The sequence below is a fragment of the Acetobacter tropicalis genome, from assembly GCF_030644465.1.
GTDB classification, from domain to species: domain Bacteria; phylum Pseudomonadota; class Alphaproteobacteria; order Acetobacterales; family Acetobacteraceae; genus Acetobacter; species Acetobacter tropicalis.
In genome coordinates this window covers 2,824,886-2,849,193 of the sequence record NZ_JAUYUW010000001.1, presented here as the reverse complement: position 1 = coordinate 2,849,193, position 24,308 = coordinate 2,824,886, and the positions used below count along the sequence as shown (strand labels likewise).

At 56.0% G+C, this 24,308-nt stretch carries 16 protein-coding genes; 10 read left to right on the top strand and 6 right to left on the bottom strand.

Annotation, left to right across the window (positions count from 1 at the left end; genetic code table 11):
- Positions 1 to 160 precede the first annotated feature (160 nt).
- Together QWU00_RS12920 and QWU00_RS12915 are read right to left on the bottom strand one after the other, a co-directional pair.
- Entirely contained in the window at positions 161 to 2,596 is a 2,436-nt protein-coding gene (locus tag QWU00_RS12920) for a TonB-dependent receptor (protein ID WP_231551585.1), read from the bottom strand.
- Positions 2,597 to 3,126: 530 nt separating this feature from the next.
- Positions 3,127 to 4,122, bottom strand: coding sequence for a 2-hydroxyacid dehydrogenase (locus QWU00_RS12915; protein ID WP_238706706.1), 996 nt, complete (start codon positions 4,120 to 4,122; stop codon positions 3,127 to 3,129).
- Between the two features lie 322 nt (positions 4,123 to 4,444).
- Here QWU00_RS12915 and QWU00_RS12910 point away from each other — a divergent pair, with 322 nt between their 5' ends.
- Positions 4,445 to 6,553 (top strand): M13 family metallopeptidase, encoded by a 2,109-nt coding sequence (locus QWU00_RS12910; protein WP_035377958.1) that lies wholly within the window; start codon positions 4,445 to 4,447, stop codon positions 6,551 to 6,553.
- Positions 6,554 to 6,645: 92 nt separating this feature from the next.
- Here the strand turns inward: QWU00_RS12910 and QWU00_RS12905 are convergent, their stop codons facing one another.
- On the bottom strand, positions 6,646 to 6,894 hold the full coding sequence (locus tag QWU00_RS12905; protein WP_035377957.1) for a hypothetical protein: 249 nt from the start codon (positions 6,892 to 6,894) through the stop codon (positions 6,646 to 6,648).
- Between the two features lie 97 nt (positions 6,895 to 6,991).
- Between QWU00_RS12905 and QWU00_RS12900 the strand changes: the two genes are divergently transcribed.
- The 4 genes from QWU00_RS12900 (at position 6,992) to QWU00_RS12885 (ending at position 12,636) form a co-directional block, all read left to right on the top strand.
- Positions 6,992 to 7,750: a gluconate 2-dehydrogenase subunit 3 family protein gene (locus QWU00_RS12900; protein ID WP_236709264.1), complete on the top strand. Its 759-nt coding sequence runs from the start codon at positions 6,992 to 6,994 to the stop codon at positions 7,748 to 7,750.
- Positions 7,751 to 7,753: 3 nt separating this feature from the next.
- Positions 7,754 to 9,535 carry a GMC family oxidoreductase gene (locus QWU00_RS12895; RefSeq protein ID WP_035377956.1) on the top strand — a complete coding sequence of 594 codons (1,782 nt, stop codon included), beginning with the start codon at positions 7,754 to 7,756 and terminating at the stop codon, positions 9,533 to 9,535.
- On the top strand, positions 9,532 to 11,385 hold the full coding sequence (locus tag QWU00_RS12890; protein ID WP_231551581.1) for a c-type cytochrome: 1,854 nt from the start codon (positions 9,532 to 9,534) through the stop codon (positions 11,383 to 11,385). The genes QWU00_RS12895 and QWU00_RS12890 overlap by 4 nt, the downstream gene beginning before the upstream one ends.
- 99 nt (positions 11,386 to 11,484) lie before the next feature.
- On the top strand, positions 11,485 to 12,636 hold the full coding sequence (locus QWU00_RS12885) for an energy transducer TonB (RefSeq protein ID WP_035377955.1): 1,152 nt from the start codon (positions 11,485 to 11,487) through the stop codon (positions 12,634 to 12,636).
- Positions 12,637 to 12,711: 75 nt separating this feature from the next.
- Here the strand turns inward: QWU00_RS12885 and QWU00_RS12880 are convergent, their stop codons facing one another.
- Positions 12,712 to 13,413 carry a GntR family transcriptional regulator gene (locus tag QWU00_RS12880; RefSeq protein ID WP_045542977.1) on the bottom strand — a complete coding sequence of 234 codons (702 nt, stop codon included), beginning with the start codon at positions 13,411 to 13,413 and terminating at the stop codon, positions 12,712 to 12,714.
- A gap of 324 nt (positions 13,414 to 13,737) precedes the next feature.
- Here QWU00_RS12880 and QWU00_RS12875 point away from each other — a divergent pair, with 324 nt between their 5' ends.
- Both QWU00_RS12875 and QWU00_RS12870 read left to right on the top strand, forming a co-directional pair.
- Complete coding sequence (locus QWU00_RS12875; protein WP_035377950.1) at positions 13,738 to 15,078, top strand: cation:dicarboxylate symporter family transporter; 1,341 nt, start codon at positions 13,738 to 13,740, stop codon at positions 15,076 to 15,078.
- Between the two features lie 62 nt (positions 15,079 to 15,140).
- The gene (locus QWU00_RS12870) at positions 15,141 to 17,510 is read left to right on the top strand and encodes a TonB-dependent receptor (protein ID WP_006558084.1); all 2,370 of its coding nucleotides are present in this window, start codon (positions 15,141 to 15,143) and stop codon (positions 17,508 to 17,510) included.
- Positions 17,511 to 17,833: 323 nt separating this feature from the next.
- Here QWU00_RS12870 and QWU00_RS12865 read toward each other — a convergent pair whose 3' ends face one another.
- Positions 17,834 to 19,354, bottom strand: a complete 1,521-nt coding sequence (locus QWU00_RS12865) for a UvrD-helicase domain-containing protein (protein ID WP_035377948.1) — start codon at positions 19,352 to 19,354, stop codon at positions 17,834 to 17,836.
- 66 nt (positions 19,355 to 19,420) lie between these two features.
- Positions 19,421 to 20,785 carry an aspartyl protease family protein gene (locus QWU00_RS12860; RefSeq protein WP_081938940.1) on the bottom strand — a complete coding sequence of 455 codons (1,365 nt, stop codon included), beginning with the start codon at positions 20,783 to 20,785 and terminating at the stop codon, positions 19,421 to 19,423.
- 213 nt (positions 20,786 to 20,998) lie between these two features.
- Here QWU00_RS12860 and QWU00_RS12855 point away from each other — a divergent pair, with 213 nt between their 5' ends.
- From QWU00_RS12855 to QWU00_RS12845, 3 genes are all read left to right on the top strand, one after another.
- Positions 20,999 to 22,462, top strand: a complete 1,464-nt coding sequence (locus tag QWU00_RS12855; RefSeq protein WP_035377945.1) for an AMP nucleosidase — start codon at positions 20,999 to 21,001, stop codon at positions 22,460 to 22,462.
- 46 nt (positions 22,463 to 22,508) lie between these two features.
- Positions 22,509 to 22,937, top strand: a complete 429-nt coding sequence (locus QWU00_RS12850) for an acyl-CoA thioesterase (RefSeq protein WP_006558448.1) — start codon at positions 22,509 to 22,511, stop codon at positions 22,935 to 22,937.
- Between the two features lie 459 nt (positions 22,938 to 23,396).
- Positions 23,397 to 24,221 carry an acyl-ACP desaturase gene (locus QWU00_RS12845; RefSeq protein ID WP_006558449.1) on the top strand — a complete coding sequence of 275 codons (825 nt, stop codon included), beginning with the start codon at positions 23,397 to 23,399 and terminating at the stop codon, positions 24,219 to 24,221.
- Positions 24,222 to 24,308: the final 87 nt, after the last annotated feature.

The following is a 24,308-nucleotide window of genomic DNA, read 5'->3' as shown; positions in this document are numbered from 1 at the left end:
ACCGCATAGCCTAACTGACGACACCCCCCAACACCTTAGACAGCCCCACCGCCCACACCGACATGAGCAGGCCGTACGAACCTGGCGTGCCAGGGCGTCCGCCTGAGTGGCCCTGTTTCCATACCCGGCACCTTCTGCCGCAAACCGGATTTTCCATGCTTTAGAAGCCGCAGGAAATCCGGCCACCAATAAAGCGCGGCTCACCCGGAATATAGAAATAGGTTGTTGTCGCTTGCCCTCCGCTTTCCGCGTAGCGCCGATCAAGAATGTTCCGGGCGTAAAGAGTTGCCTCCCACTTGCCGGAAGCCGGACGGAACGTAACATGCGCCCCCAGAAGAAAGTAAGGCGGCAGGCGGTAAAATCCTGTACCCCCGGGGGTAATGGCCTGACTCCCGCGATAGAGCCAGTCCGGCCCGATATCCAGAGAATACGCACGGGCGATCGGCTGCCGCCAGTCCGCCGAGCCATTCAGTGTCAGCTTGGGTTGCCCATTATCAACTCCGCCAAAATTATCGTTAATGGCTTTCCACACACCATGCTGTGCGTAATACGCGTTGGTTTTGGCGCGATTGACCGTAGGAAAATTCTGAAAATTGCCACGCTGCCAGCCAATGTTCTGCGTCACAAACAGATGGCTGAACGGATGAGCTTCTATGGTCCCTTCAAACCCCCAACTTTCAGATTTGGGTGCGTTGGTAATTTCGCTCAACGGTCCATAATTGGGGATCAATACCGTCCCCAGAATCTGCTGGTTATGAAAATCATTGTAAAATGCTGCGCCATTGATACGGAGCCGGTTAGGGATAGGGTCTGCCTTGAACCCGGCTTCATAGGTCAGCACGGTTTCTGGCCTGAACGGGTCAAGCTGTGCCTGAATCTGCGTATTATTGGCGGTAAAGCCTCCGGGTTTGAAGCCCTTGCTCATCTTGTAATAGACAAGGGCATGGCGTGCCATTTGCCAGGAAACACCCACCTGCCCCGCAAACTGGTTGGACGCCGTGCTTTCCGCATGAAAATTCCGTGTGACACCACCAAATATCTGCGATTGCAGACCAGTAATGGACCGATCATCCAATTCATGCAGCAGTCCAGCCCAGATGGTCACTCCATGCGGCAGCCGATAACTAAGATGCCCGAATTCAGAAACGCTTTCCTGATTCATGCCAAAATTGGTGGCCATCATGTAGCCGCGGGCTGAGTAGTCCGTATAATCAAAGAAAAAGCGCTGGTTCATACGGGTGCGCTGATAATAAGCGCCCACCACCCATTGCAGTTTGTCATCAGGGTGGGAATTACTCAGCCGCACTTCCTGCGTAAAGCTGTTGGCATCTATGGTGCGATAGGTATCAGCCTGAGACTGCGCCGTGCCATCCTGATCTGTGTATTCCCCTTCACGCTCAGTTTCAAATGCACTGATGGCAGCGAATGTCACCGGCCCGAAATCATGCGTGATATGAAGATCCGCCCCCCAGAACTGGTTGTGTTCACTGGGTTTGATACCGGCCTTGCGCCCGATCAGTCGTGCAAATTCAGGGCGGGAGGACCATTCCGCCTCTTTCCATGAGCCCATTTGTGGCAGGGGTTGTTTCCCTATGAGGCGATGCACAGGCACGCTGGAGACAACCTCACTGTTATCCTGCACAAAATGACCGCCCAGCAGGATAGTGGTGTGGCTATCAGGCTTCCATTGCAGCTTGCCGCGTAACGCCCATAAATCCGCATCCCCCAGATGGTCTCCGTTCTGCGGATTGGTCTGCCACCCTCCTCCATGGCGGGTCTGTCCGGCCAGGCGAAAGCTGAGCCCTTTGGCCAACGGGCCAGACACATAAGCTTCGCTCCGGCTACGTGCGTAGGAGGCAATGTCCTGGGACGCCCCATAATGCCAGACATCCGTGGGATCATTGGTGTGCAGATGCACTTCCCCACCCGTGTCGGACTGCCCATGTTCCGTGCCCACCGGGCCGGGAGTCACGGTAGCCCCGGCCAGATCGAACATCTGGCCGTTGGACATTGTGGAATACGGATAAGCCACATCATCAATATAGGTCAGCACCGGCCCCATATTGTTCTGTGTGAAATCATTAAATCCGGCACCACGCAGATAGAAATTGCTGGAGGCTGTGCCGTTGATGCTCTGCATGGTCAGGTTGGGAGCCACGCGCTCCAACCCGCGCAAGGTCACAATATCCCGCTCTTTCAGGCGTTCCGAGGTAATGCGGGTGGTTGCATCAGGCTGATGCTGGGCATCCGGATAGGCAAAATCATGCCGCCGGGCGCTGACATCAACATCCGTAGCATGGCTGGACACAACTGGCCCACCGTGCCGCACAGGCCGGACGGTAGGAGGTAAGGCCCCCGCCCCAGAAGCACGTAGCATCCCCTCGCCCTCTCCCGAGGCTGTTCTTGAGGATCGCCCCTTTCGCAGGTGGCCATGATCCCCTCCCTGTTGACGATGAACAGAAGCCGGGAGAGCTCCTGCCTGCCCTCCATGCGAAGAAGCCGTCTGACCATCCATCTGCGCAGGGAACACATTCGCAGATGCAGCAGTCCGGCTGCCTACCGGCACCGGCATATCCGCCGCTCGGGCAGAAGGCATTGGAGCAATCAATCCTGCAGGCAGGAGCCCCAACACCGTCAGCGCCGAACTGAAAGCCCATGTTCTGCGGTCCTGTATCAGCCCCGCTTTGCTTTCAACGTTAAAACCTCGGTAAAAAATCCGACCGCTCCCACTTCTCTTAAAAAGCATGAAGCTCCCTGCGCACCTGCAACAGAAGCGGTGCCGTGGCCTCTGTCAGCCAGCTCCCACCATGCCTTTAAATCTATCTGCCCCTCTCCGAGCCAGACGGCTCCCGTATGGCGGGCGTGCCCCTGTTCTTGCAACCCTGAAGCCCTGCAAAATCGGATTTTACGCCAAAGAGTAACCGATGGAATAGAGAGAACTCGTCCCCTTCCCGCAGTACGTATTCTCTTTCTTTATCACGCGGCTTGCATACGGATGTCGTCCTAACTCTATGGGGAAAAAGGGATATTCCTTCCCTTTTCACTCTTGGAAAGGTTTCCAAAAACCCCACCAAACTGCCCAAGCGCGCCGTGCACGGTCTCTTTCCAGAAGCGTCAAACCCCCCTCTAATATCCACGCTCCGCATCATACCGCAGCGGCACATCCTGCCCCTGCTCAAGTGCCTGAATAACAGACACAACATACCGTGCCCGCGTTGCGCGTGAGGCTTCGGATGCCACATGCGGGGTAATCAGCACGCCCGGTTGCCCCCAGAGAGGCGAGGTTTCCGGCAAGGGTTCTGTAGAAAACACATCCAGCACGGCACCATGGAGGGTTTCATCCTGCAACGCCCGCAAAAGGTCCGCTTCAACCACCAGCGCCCCGCGCCCTACATTAACAAAGCCCGAAGGCTTTTTAAGTTGGGCCAGAACATCATATGTAATGATACCGCGCGTTTCCGCTGTTTCCGGCAAGAGACATACCAGTGTGTCGCACTCGCCCAAAAAAGCCGGTAAGCCCTCCGGCCCGGTATGGCAGGTTACGCCTTCAATATATTTTTCATGCCGTGCCCAGCCGGAAACCTGAAAACCTGTCTGTACCAGCCTTTGCGCCACATGGCCGCCCAAACTGCCGAGACCCATAACGCCCACGCGTGTTTCTGTAGAAAGCCGGGTTTGCGGCATACCACGCCGCGTCCATTGTCTTTCCTGTTGCCCTGTATGCCAACGCGGTGCTTCCCGCAGCAGGGAAAATACGGCCCACTGCACATAATCCGCCATCTGAATGGCGGTCTCTGCTCCCCCCATACGGATAATGGGCACATGACGCGGCCTGTTCGGATCTGCCGTAATATGATCAACCCCCACGGCAACACTCAGAACCGCTTTCAAGTGAGGCATCTGGGCCAGCCGACCGGCATCCGGTTCCCATACCAGTGCATAAGTCACCTCGGTCGGATCAAGGGCTGAATCGTACCAATCTCTTACATCGAGTTGGGGCATGAGTTCAGCAAACAGAGCTTTCCACTCCGGAAAGACAGACCGTCCTCCAGCCTTCACCACCAGACACGCCATGCCTTCAGCTCTCCTGATACCGCCGGAAAATGAAGTGCCACCACTCAAGGCTGCGCTCCGCAGCCCCAACAAACAACTGTGTCACACTCACATCAAGAGTGCCTGCACTTCCATGCGTGAACAATGGGCAAGAGGCATTTACAGGGAGAAAAATACGCCCGCCATCAAAGCTGCGGCCTTCACACTGCTTGGCTCTACGTCACGTAACAAAGGGGTGGCCTGTTGAATTAAAAATCATTCCGGTGGGGTAGTCATTCTATGCTGGGCATGCTTAACCTACCATCACCTAAAGAACGGTATCTAAAGAACTAACAGGGAAAGAAGACATCATTTTATCTTTCCCGGCATTTATTTGGAGAAACATCAACAGATGCTTAAGCATAATAATAAAGTGTCACTGCGGGTCGGGCTTCTTCTGTCTGCTGCCATCGGCCTGACCAGTGTGGCCGGGGCAGCCCATGCCGCCACCGCGCAAGCTGCTGCACCTGTAACGGCACCGGCAGCCGTTCCCCCCGCCACCTTCGGGGCCTGGGGTGTTGATCTTGCGGGCCGTGATACGTCGGTCAAACCTGGAAATGACTTTTTCCGCTATGCCAATGGCACCTATCTGGACAATCTGACCATTCCGTCAGACATGACCAGCTATGGCCCGTTCAATGCGCTGGCTGAACTTTCGCGCCAGCGTGTTCAGACCATCCTGAACGAGCTTTCTGCTCACCCGGTCAAGCATCCGACCACTATCGAGGAAAAGCTGGGCACGTACTACGCCTCTTTCATGGATGAAAAATCCGTGGAAAAACAGGGCACCAAGCCCCTGAAAGGCGATCTGGAAAGCATCCGCAAAATAACTGACGCCAAGACGTTTGCTACCGTTGCAGGTGCGGCTTCAGGCAGCTTTGCAACCTCTCCTTTCTCTCTGGGTATCAACCCGGATGCGAAAGACCCCACCCATTACGCCCTGAACATTGATCAGGACGGACTGGGGCTGCCGGACCGTGATTACTACCTGAAGCCGGAATTTGCCGCGAAGAAGGCTGCGTACCAGACCTACATCACCAAGGCGCTGAGCCTTATCAAATGGCCGCAACCCGAGCAGGCTGCTGCTGCCATTGTCGCCTTTGAAACCAAACTGGCTGAAACCCACTGGGCACGTGCAGACCTGCGCAACCCGGAAAAAACCTACAACCCCATGACGGTGGCTGATCTGGCCAAAGCCGCCCCCGGTTTTGACTGGACCACGTGGCTGACCGCTGCTGGCCTGCCCACAGAAGGGCTTGAAAACCGTACGGTTATTGTTGGTGAACCCTCCGCCATTACGGGCGGCGCAGCCCTGCTGGCCAATGCCGATGTCGGGCTTCTACAGGCATGGGAAGCCTTCCATACGGTAGAAAACGCCACCAGCAACCTGCCGGACGCTTTTGTGCAGGCCCGCTTTGAATTCTCCAAGGCGCTGACAGGCCAGCCAGCCCTTCCGGCCCGCTGGAAGCGCGGTGTGCAGGCCACAAGCTCCGCCATGGGCATGGCATTGGGCAAGGTGTATGTGGAACGCTACTTCCCCGCAGAAAACCGCACCGCCATGCAGAAGCTGACCGGCGACCTGAAAGATGCCTTCCGCATCCGCCTGCAGCACAACACATGGATGAGCAAACCCACGCGTGAAGCCGCCCTGCGCAAGCTGGAAAACTTTGAAGTGCAGGTTGGCTACCCCAGCGAATGGCGTGATTATTCCGATCTCGTCGTGAAGAAAGGGGATGTTTACGGCAACGCCAAAAACGGCATCCGGTTTGAATGGAACTACTGGGTAGCCCGTCTGGACAAGCCCGTTAACCGGAACGAATGGGATATGACTCCCCAGACCGTGAACGCCTACAACAACCCGCTGTTTGATCAGGTTGTGTTCCCGGCAGCCATTCTGCAGCCGCCGTTCTTCAACGCCAAGGCAGACATGGCTGTGAACTACGGGGCCATTGGTGGCGTGATTGGTCATGAAATGACCCATTCGTTTGATGATGAAGGCCGTAAGTTTGACGAACATGGCCGCCTGCGTGACTGGTGGACCAAAGCTGACGCAGACCGTTTCCAGAAACTGGCTGACCGCCTCGGCGCTCAGTATGATGCGTTTGAGGTCCTGCCGGGCGTGCATGTAAACGGCAAGCTGACCATGGGCGAAAACATTGCCGATCTGGGTGGCCTGACACTGGCGCTTGACGCCTACCATGCCTCCCTGAACGGCCAGCCTGCTCCGGTGATTGATGGCCTGACGGGCGATCAGCGCGTATTCCTTGGCTGGGCGCAGGTATGGCGGGAAAAACTGCGCGATGACACCGTCAAGCAACTGGTGGTGACAGATCCGCACTCCCCGCCGCAGGCCCGGGTGAACATTCCCATGCACAATCTGGACGCTTGGTACAAGGCATGGAATGTGAAAGCTGGTGAAAAGCTGTATCTGTCCCCGAAACAGCGCGTTAAAATCTGGTAATAAATCCGGTTTTACACTTTGGATGGAAAAGCGCGAGAGTCTGCGGGTTACCGCCGCTCTTTTCCCTTCCAGAACGGACTTTCAAGTCCCTCTCATGGCTCGCCTTGTGCGGGCCATGCTTGTTTCAGGGCCGTCTCTCCGCTAACCAAGGCCCGCATGGTCGCGCGCACTGCGCTGAAGCGGCCGCGAGGACCGATTTGTGGTCGCCGCTCCCTGTTCACGGTAACGAGCCCCCCGATGACCGACGCGCCCCATACGCCCCGACGCCCAGCCAGCCCTGTTTCTTGCGCAAAACCAGCCGCGAATACCTCGGCAGCAATGGCTCCTCTCAGCCTCCCCACTCCTGACGGCTCTCCGGCGGCTTATCCGATGACATCCTCCAAAACTAATGCGTCCGCACCCAGCCACGTTAAACAGCAGGTAAGGGGCGAGGAGCATATGGCTCACGATGCTGCCATCGCTCCGCTGCCTTCCTCCGCGTTCACGCCCAAACGTCGCCGGGTGGTGCAAGGGCTGGGAACCAGTATGGCAGCGCTCTCGCTTGGTGGACTGGCAACGCAAACGGCTGAAGCAGCCTCTTCTGAACAGTCACCCGCCGCTACAGCGCATCATCAGGAAGCTGGCACCTCAACACGCTTTTTCACCGCTGCCGAGTTCGCCTTTCTGACGGCCGCCTGTGAACGGCTGTTCCCGGAAGATGATATGGGGCCGGGTGCCACCATGCTTGGTGTGCCGGACTTTATTGAAGGCCAGATGAACACCCCTTGGGGCCGTGGCGAAAAATGGTTCATGAGCGGCCCGCACCGTACCGGCCCCGACAATCTGGGTTATCAGCTCCCTTATAGCCCCAGGCAAATCTACCGCATAGGCATTGCCGGAACGCAGGCCTGGGTGCGCCAGCAGCATAACGCCCCATTTGAAAGCCTACCTCCCACCACACAGGACGCTATCCTGACGGCTCTTGAACACAACGCCACCCAGTTTGACGCCCTGCCCGCCAGCGCCTTTTTTGAGCAGCTTCGTTCTGACACGATTGAAGGCGCGTTTGCAGACCCCACCCATGGAGGCAATCGTCACATGGGCGGTTGGAAAATGATGGGCTTCCCCGGTGCCCGCGCCGATTACATGGATTGGGTAGACCGGTACGAAACCCCCTACCCTTATGGCCCGGTTTCCATTAGCGGGGAGACAGGCTGACCCATGGCGGAAAAAACTCTCCCCCCTGTAGATGCCGTTGTGGTGGGTGCTGGCTGGGCCGGCAGCATCATGGCCAAGGAGCTTTGTGAAGCAGGCCTTTCCGTGGTGATGCTGGAACGCGGCGGCCGACGCTCCACCGCCAAAGATGGCGCCTATCCTGCCTCCATTGATGAACTGGAAGGTGCTACCCGGTACAAGCTGTTCCAGAACCCTGCGCAGACCACCGTGACGGTCCGCAACAGGTTGAATCAGGAGGCCCTGCCTTACCGCCGCCTGGCCGCCTTTCTGCCGGGCGAAGGCGTAGGGGGCGCAGGCCTGCATTGGACGGGTGTACATTTCCGCGCCATGCCACAGGATTTGCGCCTGCGCAGCCATATTACTGAACGCTATGGCAAGACGTTCATTCCTGATGGCATGAACCTGCAGGATTACGGCGTCACATACGAAGAACTTGAGCCCTTCTTTGACCGTGCGGAAAAAGTATTTGGCACATCGGGCGAAGCCTACACCGTGGACGGAAAGGTAGTAGGCAAAGGCAACCCGTTTGCACCGGATAGGTCTGATGATTTCCCGCTTCCGCCCCTGCGGGATGTTTATACCGCCCATCTGTTCCGCAAGGCCGCGACCGAGGCCGGGTTTCACCCCTACGCCATGCCTGCGGCCAATGCGTCCCACCCCTATACAAACCCGTATGGGGCCCAGATGGGGCCGTGCAATTTCTGCGGTTATTGCTCGGATTATGCGTGCTACATGTACGCCAAGGCCTCGCCGAATGTGAACATCCTGCCCGCCCTGCGACAGCACGCCAACTTCACGCTGCGCAGCAACGCACATGTGCTGAAAGTGCTTCTGGATTCCACAGGCAAGAAAGCAACTGGCGTTGTGTATCAGGATACGGAAGGCAACCACATTACCCAACCTGCAGGGCTGGTTATTCTGGCGGCCTTCCAGTTCCACAACGTGCATCTGATGCTGCTGTCAGGTATTGGAAAACCATATGATCCGCACAGCAATTCCGGCACGGTAGGGCGCAACTTCACGTATCAGAACATCACCAATACCACGGTGCTGATGCCCCCCACCCGCAGCACGGACCAGTTCATCGGCTCGGCTGGCGGTGTGGCAATTGATGATTTCAACTGTGATAACTTCGATCATGGGCCGCTGGGCTTTATTGGCGGTTCACCGCTATGGGTCAATCAGGCGGGCGTTAAACCTATTGCCGGAGCCAAAGCCACTTTTCCCGGCGCTCCACGATGGGGTCGCGCATGGAAAAAACGGGCCGTTGACACCTATCGCCATGCCTTCACCATCAATGCGCAGGGCTCCAATATGGCCTACCGCGATGTGTATCTGGACCTTGATCCCACCTGGACCAATGTTTACGGCCAGCCGCTGCTGCGCATGACGTTTGACTGGAAAGACAACGATATCCGCATGAACCGCCACGTTGTCAGCAAGTTGGATGGCGTGGTGAAAGCTCTAGGTGCGCGTGATGTGCACTACAGCATGCGCGAACCGGGCAAACCGTTTGACGTGCGTGACTATCAGACAACCCATCTCTGTGGCGGGGCCGTCATGGGGGATGACCCCAACACATCCGCCCTGAACCGCTACCTGCAAAGCTGGGATGTACCGAACGTGTTTGTGGTAGGAGCCAACGCCTTCCCGCAGGGTATGGGCTATAATCCTACAGGGCTGGTCGCCGCCCTGGCCTACTGGTCCGCTCATCATATCCGCACGCAATGGCTGAAGGGCAACGGCGGCCCGTTGGTAACGCCATGAGACAGCCTGTCTTTACTGCCGCCTCCACGCGCTTCCCACGCTCGGCTTTGGCACAGCATCCCGCAACCGATATTCCCCGCAAAGCTCTTGCAAAGACCACCGTCTCTTTTGAAAAAATGGCAACCCCACGGTCGGCTGGCCTGCTGTTGGCGTGCATCTTGGGTGGAAAGCGATACCTGTCGATGCTGTCATACGGCGTGGCGGCTTTCGCTCTGGGCAGCCTTCCTTTCTGCCTGGCTCACCCTGCCGTAGCAGCATCGGCCACTTCTCCTGCTGGCCCAGCTACTGGCACGGTCCAGCCCGAAGACCCTTTGACATCAAGAGCACAGCAGAACCCACCATCACAGGAAGCGTCTTCCTCTCCCGCACATTCAGGGCCGGAGTCTAAGGATGCCTTCCTTTCATCCGAAACACCTCGCACCCCGCAGGAATGGATTGAACGAGGCCGCTACGTCGCCGCAGCGGCTGATTGCGCGGCCTGCCATACCACAAACCAGAATGCTCCATACGCGGGCGGTTATGCGTTCGAATTGCCCATTGGCACCCTCTACGCTTCCAACATCACGCCGGATAAAACCCATGGTATCGGCAACTGGACGGAAGCACAGTTTATCAGTGCCGTGCGGGAAGGTATCCGGCCAGACGGGGCCACCCTGTATCCTGCCATGCCATATCCCTCATACGCCCGCATGACAGATGAGGACCTGCACGCGCTGTATGTGTATTTTATGCAGGACGTACAGCCGGTGGCCCAATCAGTAAAAGCCAACGCTATTCCCTGGCCGCTTTCCATGCGTTTCCCCTTAACCTTTTGGCGCTGGGCATTTGCGCCTTCCCCTCAGGCCGCACGGCAGGCTACAGGCCGCCCCTTTGCCAATACGGAACTGGCGCGCGGAGCCTATCTGGTGGAAGGGCCGGGGCATTGCGGGGCCTGCCATACCCAGCGTGGCATTGCCATGCAGGAAGAAGCCCTGACCGCACAGGATGGCCCCCGTTATCTGGCTGGCGGCAAGGCAGTGGATAGCTGGACTCCGCCCTCATTACGCGGTGAGCCACGTACCGGCCTTGGTACGTGGCGTGTGGCAGAAATCACCACATTCCTGAAAACCGGCCGCAACAACAGAGGCAGTGCCTTCGGCAACATGGACAGCGCCGTACACCACGGCACGCAATATCTGTCCGAGGCTGACCTGACTGCCATGGCGCGATACCTGAAAAGCCTGCCAGCCGCAGCGCCCCAGCAAGCAGGCTGGAAGCGGGATGCAGCCGCCACCAAGGCACTGCAATCTGGCAGCCACCTTACCTTAGGGCAGCGCGTATATCTGGATAACTGCGCCGCGTGTCACCGCTCCAACGGGGCCGGATATCCCACCACCTTTCCGCCGCTGGCAGATAATCCCGTGGTCATGAACCCGGCTCCAGATTCGGTCATCCATATTATTCTGACTGGGGCCACCCTCCATGGCACGCAGAGCGCGCCTTCTGCCTTCAGCATGCCAGGTTTTGCAGCCCGCCTGACAGATGCCCAGATTGCCGCTGTGGGCACCTTTGTCCGGCATGCGTGGGGCAATAACGCCCCGGCCGTGACAGATGTGGACGTTCGGCACATGCGTGCGCGTCTGAGCTCTGCTCAAACGCAGATCGCTCCGCCCAGCCCTGTTCAGCCTCCGGAAAAACGCGCAGCGCTCCCTGCTCCGTCCCAGCCCACGCCCTCTGGAGCAGCCATAAACAGCGGCACATCCTTCGTTCCGCCGGCGCCAGACACTCCTCCCCACCCTCCCTCTGCTGCGCCTGACAGCCGTTCCGCTGCCGCACCCGCTTTACATTCCGGCGGACAGGCAACGGAATAACAAGTTCTGACTGGAAACAATGCTCAAGCAATGGCACACTAGGGAAAGCAACTGGCCCAAACACAGCCCTGTCCGGGCAGAGGAGAGAACGGGCACTTCATGAAGGCTATGCTCAGTCGCTCTTCACGCCGGACAGAAGCACAGGAACCGCGTCTGGTTCCACCGTCCGATGCAGGAAGAGTCCTCCCTGATTCAGGGGCCACCCCCCTTTCCGAGAGCAACCGGGAGAGCCTGAAACCCTCTGCGTGGCCAATTGCACGTCCCAATAATTACAAACGGGTAAAGGGCACATCCACTCCCCTTATCCGTAAAGAAGTCTACGCAGAGCCTACACTCGGCCCGGTGCTGACAGGCTCTCTGTTTGCCCATTTTGCACTTCTGACAGCCTTGCTGTGGCAAGCCACGCACCACCAGCCCCACGGCACACCAGACGGTGCACAGCCCTCTCCTGTGGAGATGGTGTTTGCGCAGCCACAGGCCACCAGTGGCATGGTTGGCCCGCAATCACCCGATGCGGGGGAAGGCAACTCCGGCAAAAACCCCAGCGCCGCCGGACAGGCCGAACCCTCACCCGCGGAAGCCGCGCCCGGGCCAGCCGTTCCATCGGAAGATACGCCCACAGCTCCGCCGCTACCGCAGTCGGATGACGGACTACCAAAACCCACGCCGGAAGAGCACAAAACGGTCAAACCCGCGCGTCCTCCCTCCGGTCACAAGCCAGAGGCCAACGCCAAGGCACGTCCGGTTCCCCGCAGCAAACCGCAGCCGCACGCCAACCGTCACGCTGCCTCGCCCTTTGATAACCCGATGGACCTGTCTTTCAACGAAGCTCCGGCACCCCGGCGGCATCGCCATGGCAGACCGGGCGGTTCAGGTGGCCCCATTGATCTTTCCGTTGGTCCGGTCGTGGAAAACGGACAGATCAACGCGCACTATACCTCCCGCACGTCCGTTCGCGGCGTGAGTGATGATTACGGGCAGGAAATCAATGCGTGGATCATGCGCCACATGTATTATCCAGAAGAAGCCGCCCGTAATGGGGAGGAAGGTCCTTCTTCTGTGCATGTTGTGCTGGATCGTAATGGCCGTGTGAAATCTGTTTACCAGACAGGATCATCAGGCTCCTATTATCTCGATGCCGCCACATCCGGCATGTTCCACGGGGCGCAGCTCCCCCCCGTGCCACCAGACATGAAGGGCAACCATTTCGATATTGACCTGACGATCAACTACATCCTGATCCGACACTAAGGACGGCAGAAACCGAACGCGGCAGGAAATCCCACAACAGCATCCTGCCTCAGCCCAATAGAAAAGCCCCGATTTTTAAAGAGAGGGGCCTTTTTGCAAAACGGATTTCAGGCTTTCCATCCGGCTGGCGACATCCCGATAATTCAGCGCCTTTTCAACATGCTTGAGGTGCATGTCCATCAGCCTGACAGCTTCCATAGGCTCTCCGGCTTCCAGTGCATCAATAATCTGGCTGTGCTCATCGCAGGATTCATGGGCATCGTGAGTGGACTGATAAAGGGCGGCAATCAGCACGGTTCTGGTGGTCAGGTCCTGTAGAATGGAGCCTAGCACCGGGTTACCAATGGTTTCCGCCAGACAGACATGAAAATGCCCCAGAAGATAACTGCGCTGTGCACGGTCATCTTCCTCAAGCGCCCGCTGCTCGTTCCTTACATGCTCACGCAGGATAGCTATTTTTTCCGGCGTTACGTGATCCGCCGTGGCCAGCATGCCCACTTCCAGCGCGCGACGGGCATTGATGGTGTTTCTGGCTTCCTCCACCGTTGGTTCGATCACAAACCATCCCCGGCGCGGCATGACTTCCACAATGCCCCGTGCCTGCAAACGGATCATGGCTTCCCGCACAAGGGTGCGGGAGACCTTGAAAATCTCGGACAATTCCTTCTCGCCAAGCCGTTCACCGGGCGCGATGTATCCAGAGAGCGCCGCATAGACGATGCGGTTCTCAATCACATGAGGCTGGTGGTGCGAAGCGGGTTCTGAAGACTCGGTCATACCAATTTATGGCCCCGTTTTCAGGGTTTAGACAAGCCTGCTGCGTGGCTGTGCCTCCATGCCATCAGAAAAGCCTGCTCCATCCGTTTCTGATAAGTCTCTGTTTTTCCATGCAAAGAGATTTTGCAGCGGATTGCACGCCGGAAAGGCCGTCTTTTTTTATTGCTTAATCAGATCATTTCGCTTGTATGCAAGAAATAATTGCAGTTATGTTACGTTCCATAAGGTTCTTGTATGCAAGGTGTTCACCATGGCTGAGAGAGGCAGAAAGCATCCCGTTGAGCATCATGATGCCCAACACGCCAACGCTATGGGGCTGTCATTGTGAAAGCCTTTTTTCCCATGCGCTCCCTGTTCCTGCAGATTGTGGTCATGACAGTGCTCGGTGTGCTTGCAGGCGTATTCACGCCGCACGCCGCTCAGCATTTCAAGCTGCTGAGTGATGTCTTCCTCAAACTGATCTCCATGATTGTCTCTCCGCTTGTTTTCTGCGTGATTGTGCAGGGCATGCAGGGGGCAGGCACCATCCGCACAGTTGGGCGGCTGGGCAGCAAGGCGCTTCTGTATTTTGAGGCCATGACAACTGTGGCGTTAGGTGTGGGGCTGCTGGCTGCCGTTACCCTGCATCCCGGAACAGGCCTATCCCTGCCGCAGCAAGATCTTTCTCAAGCCGCCCAGCAGGCACATCAGCAAGCCTCTGCCCTGAAAACAGGCGGCGTGGACGCGTTCATTCTGCACCTTATCCCCAAAAACCCTGCTGATGCCTTTGTGCATAATGATGTCATGCAGGTGCTGGTTTTTGCACTCATCTTCGGGTGCGCCCTGCTCCTCGCCGGGGAACAGGCAGCCCCCGTGACACGCCTTGTTCAGGCGCTCAGCACCATCTTCTTCCGTATCATGGGTATTATCGTCCGCTTTGCACCTCTAGGGGTGTTTGGGGGCATCAGCTACACCATCAGCCATTACGGTCTTGGCTCTATCGAGCCTCTGCTCCGCTTCCTGTTTGTCTATTTTCTGGCCGTTATTCTGTTTGTTGGGCTGATACTGGGCGGCCTGCTGCGCTGGTATTGCGGCGTCAATATCATCTCTCTGCTGCTCTATCTGCGTGAAGAAATGAGCATCGTGCTGGCCACAACGTCGTCTGACGCAGTTCTCCCCCAGATCATGCAGAAGCTGATTGATATGGGCGTGGGCCGCAAAACGGTAGGGATTGTCATTCCCGCTGGTTATTCCTTCAATCTTGATGCGCTCTCCATTTATCTGGGCCTTTCCATTCTCTTTCTGGCACAGGTTGCGCAGGTTACGCTGAGCTGGCCCCAGTTGCTTCTGGTAATTGGCATGGCGCTCATAACATCCAAGGGGGCGCATGGCGTACCGGGGGTGGCAATTGTCATTCTTGCCGCCACTGTTTCTCTGGTTCCTGAAATTCCGACCGTTGGCCTTGTGCTTCTGGTGTCTGTGGACTGGTTTGTGGGAATTGCCCGTGCCTTTGGCAATATTGTGGGCAATTGCGCCGCCGCCATTGTGGTCGCAACATGGGAAAAAGACATAGACCTACAGCATGTTCGCAAAACGCTGGCCCATGCTTCTACCTCAGAAAACACCAGACGAACCAACACGCATACTCTGAAAAACATCCCTAACGACGATATCGGGGGAGAATGAGATGTAACGCTTCCGCGCCCCCATCCTTTCCCCACCCGTTCTGTTTTCCCCTGAGGTTGACGATGTCTCTTCGTGCGCCAACGCCCAAGCTTTGCCTGAAACTTGTTCTCTCCTGCACCTGCCTGAGCGCCATTCCGCTTTTTGAAACAATGGCGGCAACAACGCCTGCGCATCATGCTGCGCCCCGCACCGTGCAGGCAAGCACGCGCCATGCAGGCCCTACGGCCAGAAAACCCACCCACGCACGCCGCAACACCGGGCCGCTCACCGCGTCTCAGGGCGAAGATGTGCAGGTCAGCATTCATCGTGATCCTTTCCGTAATCAGCAGCATGTGCCTGATTCCGCCACCCGCCTGACCGGCAAGGATTTGCAGGAACGCAACGTACGGCAGATGACTGATCTGATCCGCGTTGCCCCCAACCTCACCGTCCAGCCCTCCAACGGATCTGCCGGGCTGAACTTCGCCCTGCGCGGCGTTGGCATGGCGGACCTGACCCAGAACAACCTGCCATCAGTGATGCCGTATGTGGATGATGTGGCCATGCCCATCAGCATCATGACCTCCGGCATCATGTTTGATATGGACAATGTGACCGTCAACCCCGGCCAATCCGGCCTGACACATGGGCAGGTCACAACCGGCGGGGAAATCAACTTCCACACCGCAGACCCTACCCGCACTTTCCATGCTGGCATTACAGAAGATATTGCCAGCTATGGCCGCAACCGGGTTGAAGGTTATCTGTCCGGCCCCATTGGTAAATCACTCTCCTATCGTATCTCAGGCCAGTCCCTTACCGGCGGCGGTTTTCAGCACAACACGCAAGGCAAAGGTTTTGGTAATGCGGATCTGGGCGCGTTACGGGGCAAGCTGCGCTGGCAGATAGATGATACCACCCGGCTGGATATTGGCGGCCACTGGACAAGTGACCAGTCCGACGCCCCAGCAGGCGCCATCATGACCAACAGCTACGGCATTCCCACCAACCAGAATGACATCATGGCCACCAACTGGGGGCTAAGCCAGCAATTTGCCAACGCCATTGGTATCAGCGCCAGCAATCAGAAACCACGGGAAGACAATCTGTTCTGGGGCGCAAATGTCCGCTTCACCAAGGATTTTTCATGGGGAAGACTGACCACTGTCAGCGCCTATGAAAGCATGGACGAACATGAACTGTCAGACCAGACCAACACAGTTGGGGCCTATGGCAACATGTACCGCAACAATCAGACCAACTTCTTCTCGCAGGAAGTAAAACTGGCATCCAACAACATGGCAGACCGCCTGCAATGGGCTGTTGGCATGTATTACAACCGCGGCAGAACCAATTCCAATTTCTGGTATGACATGTCAGACCGTTATGCCTCCACAGATAACGGGCTGTATTTCTACAAAACGGCATACGGCCAGAACCAGCAAACCTTCAACCAATATGCACAGGTTTCCTACCGGCTGATCAAGGGATTGCGTCTGATTGGCGCTATCAGCCATGAATCTGATGATCGCCAGTTGCTCAATCTGGTTGGCACAACCTACAGCGGGGCCAAAGCCACAACCTCCACCGTATTTGGCTCAAGCGGTGCGCTGGCCAACCAGTTCTCAGGCCGGGTTGGGCTGGAATATCAGATAACACCGCATATCCTCACCTATGTTGACTTCCGCCGTGGCTTTAAGCCCGGTGGGTTCTCTGCCAACATGACCAGCGTGCCCGAACAGCTTAAACCCTTCAAACCGGAACAGGTTCTGACCTATGAAGGCGGTTTCAAAACCTCCTTCCTGAACGATAAACTCCGCTTCAATGCGGCCGGTTTTTATTATGATTATCGGGACCAGCAACTTCTGGGCAGTATTGTGGTGCCTGTTTATGGCGTGCAGGGCGCATATGTTAACGCCCCACGGTCCTATATTTACGGTGCGGAATTCAACGCCCAGATCCGCCCATTCCGTGGCCTGACACTGACCCAGAACTTTGGCTACCAGCATGGTGTTTACAGCCAGTTTCAGGGCGTGGACCGTTCCGCAACCACAGCCCATTATAACCAGACTGGCCAGTGGTCAGCTTTCTACACCAACTATAACGGCGTCGATATGGGGCTGGCTAATCTGACCCTCAGCGGTTCCGCCATGTATACATGGAAGGTTCTGCGTGACTATCAGATGACGTTTGACGTGGACTACAGCTATCGCGGTGCACAAACACAGCCGCAATATATTGGGCTTGGCGGCTATTACCGCGCGCCCGCCTATTTTCTTGTCAACAGCTTCCTGACCTTTGCATCACCCAAACAGCATTGGTCCGTCACCGTGTATGGGCAGAATCTGGCGGATCGTCGTTACTGGCTGTCTGGCGGCACACAGTCCACTTTCTACTCCGTTATTCCCGGCAACCCGCGCTTTGTAGGGGCTAAACTGAACTTCACTTACTAATATTTTTGGAAAAGACAGCGTTCACTGATCTGATTTTTCAGGAAAAGAAAACGTTCAGCGGCTTCCCCAGATACACCAAAAGGCGTCCGACGAAGAGGACGCCTTTTTTTATTATGCTCATATCAGGATACTATTTTCACGATCCCTACAAATATATTTTCTATTCCGCCCTATTTACTCTCTCTTTTTCAAACGAGACGTAAATCACGTCCAAAAAGGCATCATGTTTTATTTTCAGATGACCGTATCAAGTCAATACACGGTACAGGCCATGACACATCCAGGCATAGATCAATGCTATGCCTGTTGTAAGCCGCTCTTATTCAGGCACGCTCCTGCCAAAATTTATAGACAGGTTCTGGAACATACAGAAGGTTACGTGCACGGGTACACGCCACATAGAGAAGGTTGATTTCCTGATCACACTCTTCCACACGTCGCAAAAGCTTCTCCTTCTGGCGGGCCAAGAACTTTTCAGAAAGGTCCTCCTGCTCCTCCAGTTTCAACAGACGCGCCAAAGCACGCTCCCGCCGAGCGGCCCATTCTGAAGGCGCTTGAAAATCATCCAGCATGATAACGGTGTCAAACTCGCGGCCCTTGGCTTTATGCGCCGTTGAGCAGACAAGGCTGACATCGTCCGGGCTTTCACGATGTAATGCCTGAATGGCCTTCACCTTCGTATCCAGATCATGATTATGCCTGTCTATAATAGTAAAAAGCCGCTTGGCGGTCGGGTCCGCATTTTCACCATCCTTGGCGGCAAGCAGTTCCTTCCATGATCCAAATGGTAGCGCGCCTTCTGTCCCTCTGGCCATAGGGTTGGTGTGGCGCCGGTATAACGTCAGCGCGGCCCGAATTTCCTGCATCATATCCTGCACACCGCCCAGAACATGAAAAGGCGTCTGGATGTTTACAAGGCTTTCAAACAGGCGCGCATTGGTACGTGCCAGAACCAGCGTATTCCGCGCAGGACGGATTTTCCCGGTGTAATGACGGATTGTGCTCGGCTGCGCCGGGTTTCCGCGTAGCCGATGCCGCGCTGGTCTAGAATGCTGGGCCAGGGTCGCGTTTGAAAGGCGGGCTATGTCCTCCCCAAACCGCCAGCTTTGCGTTAAAGGCAATTCCTGCACCTTCAGCGCCCCCATGGCATCTATGGCTCCCCGGAACGCATAAATGGACTGATGCGGGTCCCCTACCGCTACAACGGGCAAACCGGATTTTTCCAGAATGGAAAACAGCACAGGGTTCAGATCCTGTGCTTCATCCACCATGATATAATCATAGCCCGTGATTTTGCGGTCCATTTCAAACCGCTTGAGATACACATCATGCGTTATAGGAAAGGTGGTGTTTTCAAACCGAATAATATATTTGAAAGCCTGCGCCACAAAAGTGCGGATAGCGCGGTTCCGTTTGGCATCCTTTTCCGGGCAGTGAGCCTGCGTCAGTTTGGTGCCCCCACTGATGAGAAAAGCCGTCAGTGTTTTCAGCACCATCTCCGCACTTCCGGCGGGGGCGGTCATCCGCAGTTCCTGTTCAAGCTGCCTGATATGCCGGGTCGTGTAGCGCGGAATGATGCGCTCACGCTCCAAGGCACGAATATTCAGGTCCTGATAAGCATAACTATGGGCGGTACGGGCCTCAATATGCCGCGGGAACCGGCTACGGGCTTCGCGTGCAATGGCACTGTTGAAGGCCAGATAGAGCCCTTTATGTCCCGCCCATTTTTCACTGAACAGAACCAGCGTGGTTGTCTTGCCACACCCGGCTCCGGCCACCACCTTGAAACTGCTTGTGGGGCTCTTGGCCAGAATTGCCAACTGCTCGGGTGTACATGCACTCATTCACCATACTCATCTCTACGTACCAACGCTGGGGCCTTGTAACCCAGATTGCGAAATGAGGGAGGTTTATTTGTAACATAATGTGTGGGTGGGAAAATCGAAGTAAAACGATCCATGCTGCAATAGTGCCGAAGTCAGCAAAAAGTCAGGTATGAGGCTTGGAATATGCCGGAGGGCTTTCTGGACCTTTCCCGTCAGTTTTACGCCATCAACCGTAGCTGTCATGGGCCGGTATACGGCAAGAAACGTCCCTACTCCCGTAGTTGTCAGAGCCCTGAAAGATGTTGCCTGTTTTTGTTCTTCTGGAGAAAAATACGGCACATGCTCAAAAAATAAAGCGTCACCAATATTACCGCTATCCAAGTATGCATAGCGCACCGACTGATCTGAAACGACAGGAAAAACCAGATATGCCGAGTTTGCAGACGGATCACTCGAAAGAAGCATTGGCCTGTGACAATCATACTCCGCCGCCGGGCCGAAAGTCACCCCAGTATCGGTCATATGAAAATGAGGAAACTGTTTTAAAATCTGCAAGCCAAGAATTGTCTTTTTCGCCGTCGTTGTCTGAAAAATGACATTATGAAAAACAGTTTTCCCAATCGTCAGATTATCCGCCACAACAAGCGGACCAGTATCTGATCGACCTTCAGCATCAAAAGAGTTAGATACTTTTCCAATACTCTTAAACCTGCCTGATTTAAGATACTCGTTTGGCAATATACTGATAAATACCCCTGTATCCAGAACAGCATCGACCTTTTGCTGATTGATCAATACCGGTACAACCGGATTGATACCAGGCACGGCTTTTCTTTGTAAGGTTTTTACGTAATCCACATGGTTAACGGGTGCCCAATCAACAGAAGGCGTTGGTAAATCTTCTGTCGGGACATTGAGGGTAATATGATCCATATTTATAAATTTTAGTGATGGAATACGGAAGAAATCCCTTAAAGGCTTCTCATATTTTCCTTGCAGACCATGCAAGGCCACAAGCCAGTCTTTCCATGATCCAGCCAAACCAGCATTTCCAGCCTTTAGAATCTCCGCATACATAACAAGCGGTTCAAGATCACGAAGCCCTCCCTCGCGCTCCAGATACGCCACCATACGGTTTGCCTGTTTGTCCGATTGTGTGAAGTCGCCCTGCATGCGTGCAAGCACTGATGCAGCCAGTAACGACCAAAAGGGAGTTTGGCTCGCCAGCATTGTCTGCACCGCGTGCGGGTCCCCCTCATGCATCCCTTGAACAATACCCGCCTTATCCCCCATACCCAACGTTACACTTCCATCGGGGTTGTGTCTTATGGTCCGCGTGAACTCTGGTGAAATTGTCTGAGCCTCTGCCGCGACCGAAACCGCCATCCATAGACACACGACACCAAGAGCTTTCCAAGCAGGCATTCTTGAAAAATAACGATGCATCATAATAATAGACAATCCAGAATTAAAAATACACTTTTACCTTAATTCAATCATAGAATTGATTCTATAAAATACACATCCAAGTACCACAAATTTTATACCTTGGGTTTTTAGATGTAGCTGGACCAACACTCTTGCCCCTTGCACACGATCGCCTACCGCGGCTTAATTCCAATTACAAAAAGGAAGACTCTGATCAGTCCGGTAAGGAGTAGAATGGCTCACACAAACATGGCGGCCCTTCGTGAAGCCGCTGGCACAAACTTTGAAGCGTTTACTTCGGCCGATGCCGCTGTGGATCAGCTCTGCGCCCTTTACAAAAACAGCACACAACGCCTGCATACCCAGTTTGCGGCGCGGCAGGGGTGCCCTCCGCATGAAGCCACATATCCCTGTCTGGCTTTGGAATTGCCCGCGGGAACTGCCATCAAGGGCCGGCCCCCGTTTGATGTGATGCTGGAGCCCGGGTTTTATTGCTCCACCATCACGCAACCCGCCCTGTTCCGGGATTATCTGCGCGAACAGATCGGCCTGCTTCTGCACCACTATGGCCAGCCTGTTCTGGTTGGCTGTTCACACCGGCCTGTGCCGCTGCCCTACGTCATGGAAGAAGCCGTAACCGGCCTGACAGAGACAGACCTGCGGCTGCTGCAAGAACAGTTTGTGTTGCCTGATCTCCATTACACGGATGACAGCATCGCCAATTGTGAATTACTGCCAGACCCCACCCGCCCACGGCCTCTGGCGCTCTTCACGGCAGAACGCACGGACTACTCCCTGGCACGGCTGCATCATTATACGGGCACCAAACCGCGCCACTTCCAGCGCTTTATTCTGCTGACCAACTACCAACGCTATGTAGACACCTTCCGCGATTACGCACGCACGCAGGTCGATGATCCGAACAGCCCCTACACTGCCTATGTCGAACCGGGAGAACAGATCTACACCGGGCCGGACAGTGCGGAAACGTTCACGCCGCTTACCAGCCTGCCGCAGATGCCCGCCTACCATCTGTGCCGCCCGGATGGGGATGGCATTACACTGGTCAATATTGGGGTCGGTCCCTCCAACGCCAAAACCATTACAGACCACCTGGCCGTTCTGCGCCCCCATTGCTGGATCATGGTCGGCCATTGCGCGGGCCTGCGCCGCTCCCAGATTCTAGGGGATTATGTGCTGGCCCACGGCTATGTTCGGGACGACCACGTGCTGGACGACGATCTCCCGCCATGGGTGCCTGTCCCCCCTATTGCCGAAGTTCAGGTGGCCATGCAGGAAGCCACCGCCCGTATCACCGGCCTGCACGAGTCGGAAATCAAGACTCGCCTGCGCACAGGCACGGTCATGACCACGGACAACCGGAATTGGGAACTGCGGCTGCGTCAGCTCTTCACACAGATCAACATGAGCCGCGCCATAGCGGTGGACATGGAATCCGCCACCATTGCGGCCAATGGCTTCCGCTTTCGCGTGCCATACGGCACCTTGCTCTGCGTTTCAGACAAGCCTCTTCACGGAGAACTGAAGCTGCGCGGCATGGCAAATGCGTTTTATCGTGAGAGAGTGAGCCAGCACCTGATGGTCGGCATTGAAACCATGCATATGTTGCGTGAGGAAGGCGTTGCCCGCCTGCATTCACGCAAACTGCGCGGGTTTGATGAGCCCCCGTTCCGGTAATGGACAATGAACAAACTGCAACGAGCCTGGAAAGGGCCTGAACTGTATGCCTAGCGCCACACCTTCCACCATCCCTGAAGGGGTTCCTACCATCCGCGTTGTCGCCATGCCAACGGACACCAACCCGGCAGGGGACGTGTTTGGTGGCTGGATCATTTCCCAGATGGATCTTGCCGCAGGCACCACCGCCGCCTTCCGGGCCAACGGGCGTGCCGCTACGGTCGCCATCAACGGGCTGGTGTTCCTTGAACCCGTGGCCGTGGGTGATGAGGTGAGCATCTATACGGAAATCACCCGTGAAGGCCGCACATCCATGACCATTCATGTGCAAACATGGCGGCGCGCCCGCCATACGCATCTTACCTCCAAGGTGACGGAGGGGGATTTCACGTTCGTCGCCCTTGACGCCAACCGCCGCCCTCGGTCCCTGCCCCCCATCAAACCGGGCGACGCCCCCGTCAATCCTGAAATCTGAGGCCGTAATCCCGGTAGCCATTGCTCAAGGTTACCGGGATGCCTCTCCCTCTCCCCTGCGCGCAAACCCTGTTTGGTCCGTCGCGGCCCATAATCGGGCGAAGCGGCCCGCGCTATCCTGCCATCTATTTTCCCGATCGCTTCTGGGCTTCTTTTTTGCGGCAGAGCATTCCGTCCGGCCCGGATTTAAGCTAGAGCGTTGGCAGACATCAGGTTGAGTGTCAGCCTGAGTGTGTCATCAGGCATCCATCTTCCCTCTTTACCGTTACGTTAGCGGTAGAGATTTCGCCCTGCGGCGGAGCGCATCAGGAGTCCAGCCCTCTTGCGTCTGGAAGAGCAAAGGCTAAGGATCAGCCGCCGCGCAAATTCTCTCTTGCGGGGTGGTTTCTGCACGGCCAGCCTTTTAACCACAGGCTGGATGGCAGGGTAGCAAGCAGTCAGGACGGGAGACCGGGCGCGTATGAAACATTGGCAGATTGATCAGTTACCGTGGGACAGCTTTGATCCCTCCAAGGTGGACCCTGAACTGGTGAAGGCCGTGAAGGCAGCCTCTGTTGTGGAACGCAACAGCGTGGACTACGCCCAGTACCTGAATAACGTGTTCTATGATGATCCGGATTTCCGTCAGGCGGCCGACCATTGGGCCGTGGAAGAAATTCAGCATGGGGATGCACTGGGCCGCTGGGCCATGCTGGCTGACCCTGAATGGGACTATCAGGAGGCCTTCCAGCGCTACCGTGATTTCTACAAGATTCAGTTGGATGTTGATCAGTCCATCCGTGGCTCCCGCACGGGTGAACTGATTGCGCGCTGCATGGTGGAAACCGGCACGTCCTCCTTCTATACGGCGCTGGCGGATGCAACGGACGAACCTGTGCTGAAGGCCCTGTGCAAACAGATTGCAGCGGATGAATTCCGCCACTTCAAGCTGTTTTATGACCACATGCATCGCTATCTGAAGCGTGAGAAGATCAGTACGCTACAGCGCGCCCGCATCGCCCTTGGCCGCGTGACAGAAAGCGAGGATGATGAACTCGCCTCCGCCTATCATACAACCAATGAACCGGCGGGCATGCCTTACGATCATAACCGCTGCATTGCCAACTATATGGCCCGCGCCATGAAGACCTATCAGCCCAAACACCTGAAACGGGTAACGGGCATGATCTTCAAGACCATCGGCCTGACCCCGCACAGCAAATTGCAGGATCTTGCCTTTTATGTTGCTGAAAAACTGTTTTTCAGCCGCCAGAAGAAATTCGCCCGCATGGTGGGGCTCACTTAGCGTTTCCGCTTTTCAGCCCCCCACGCGACGAAGCAACAGAAAAAACCTGCGAGCGGCCACCGTGCTCGCCGCAGGCATGTTCCATCC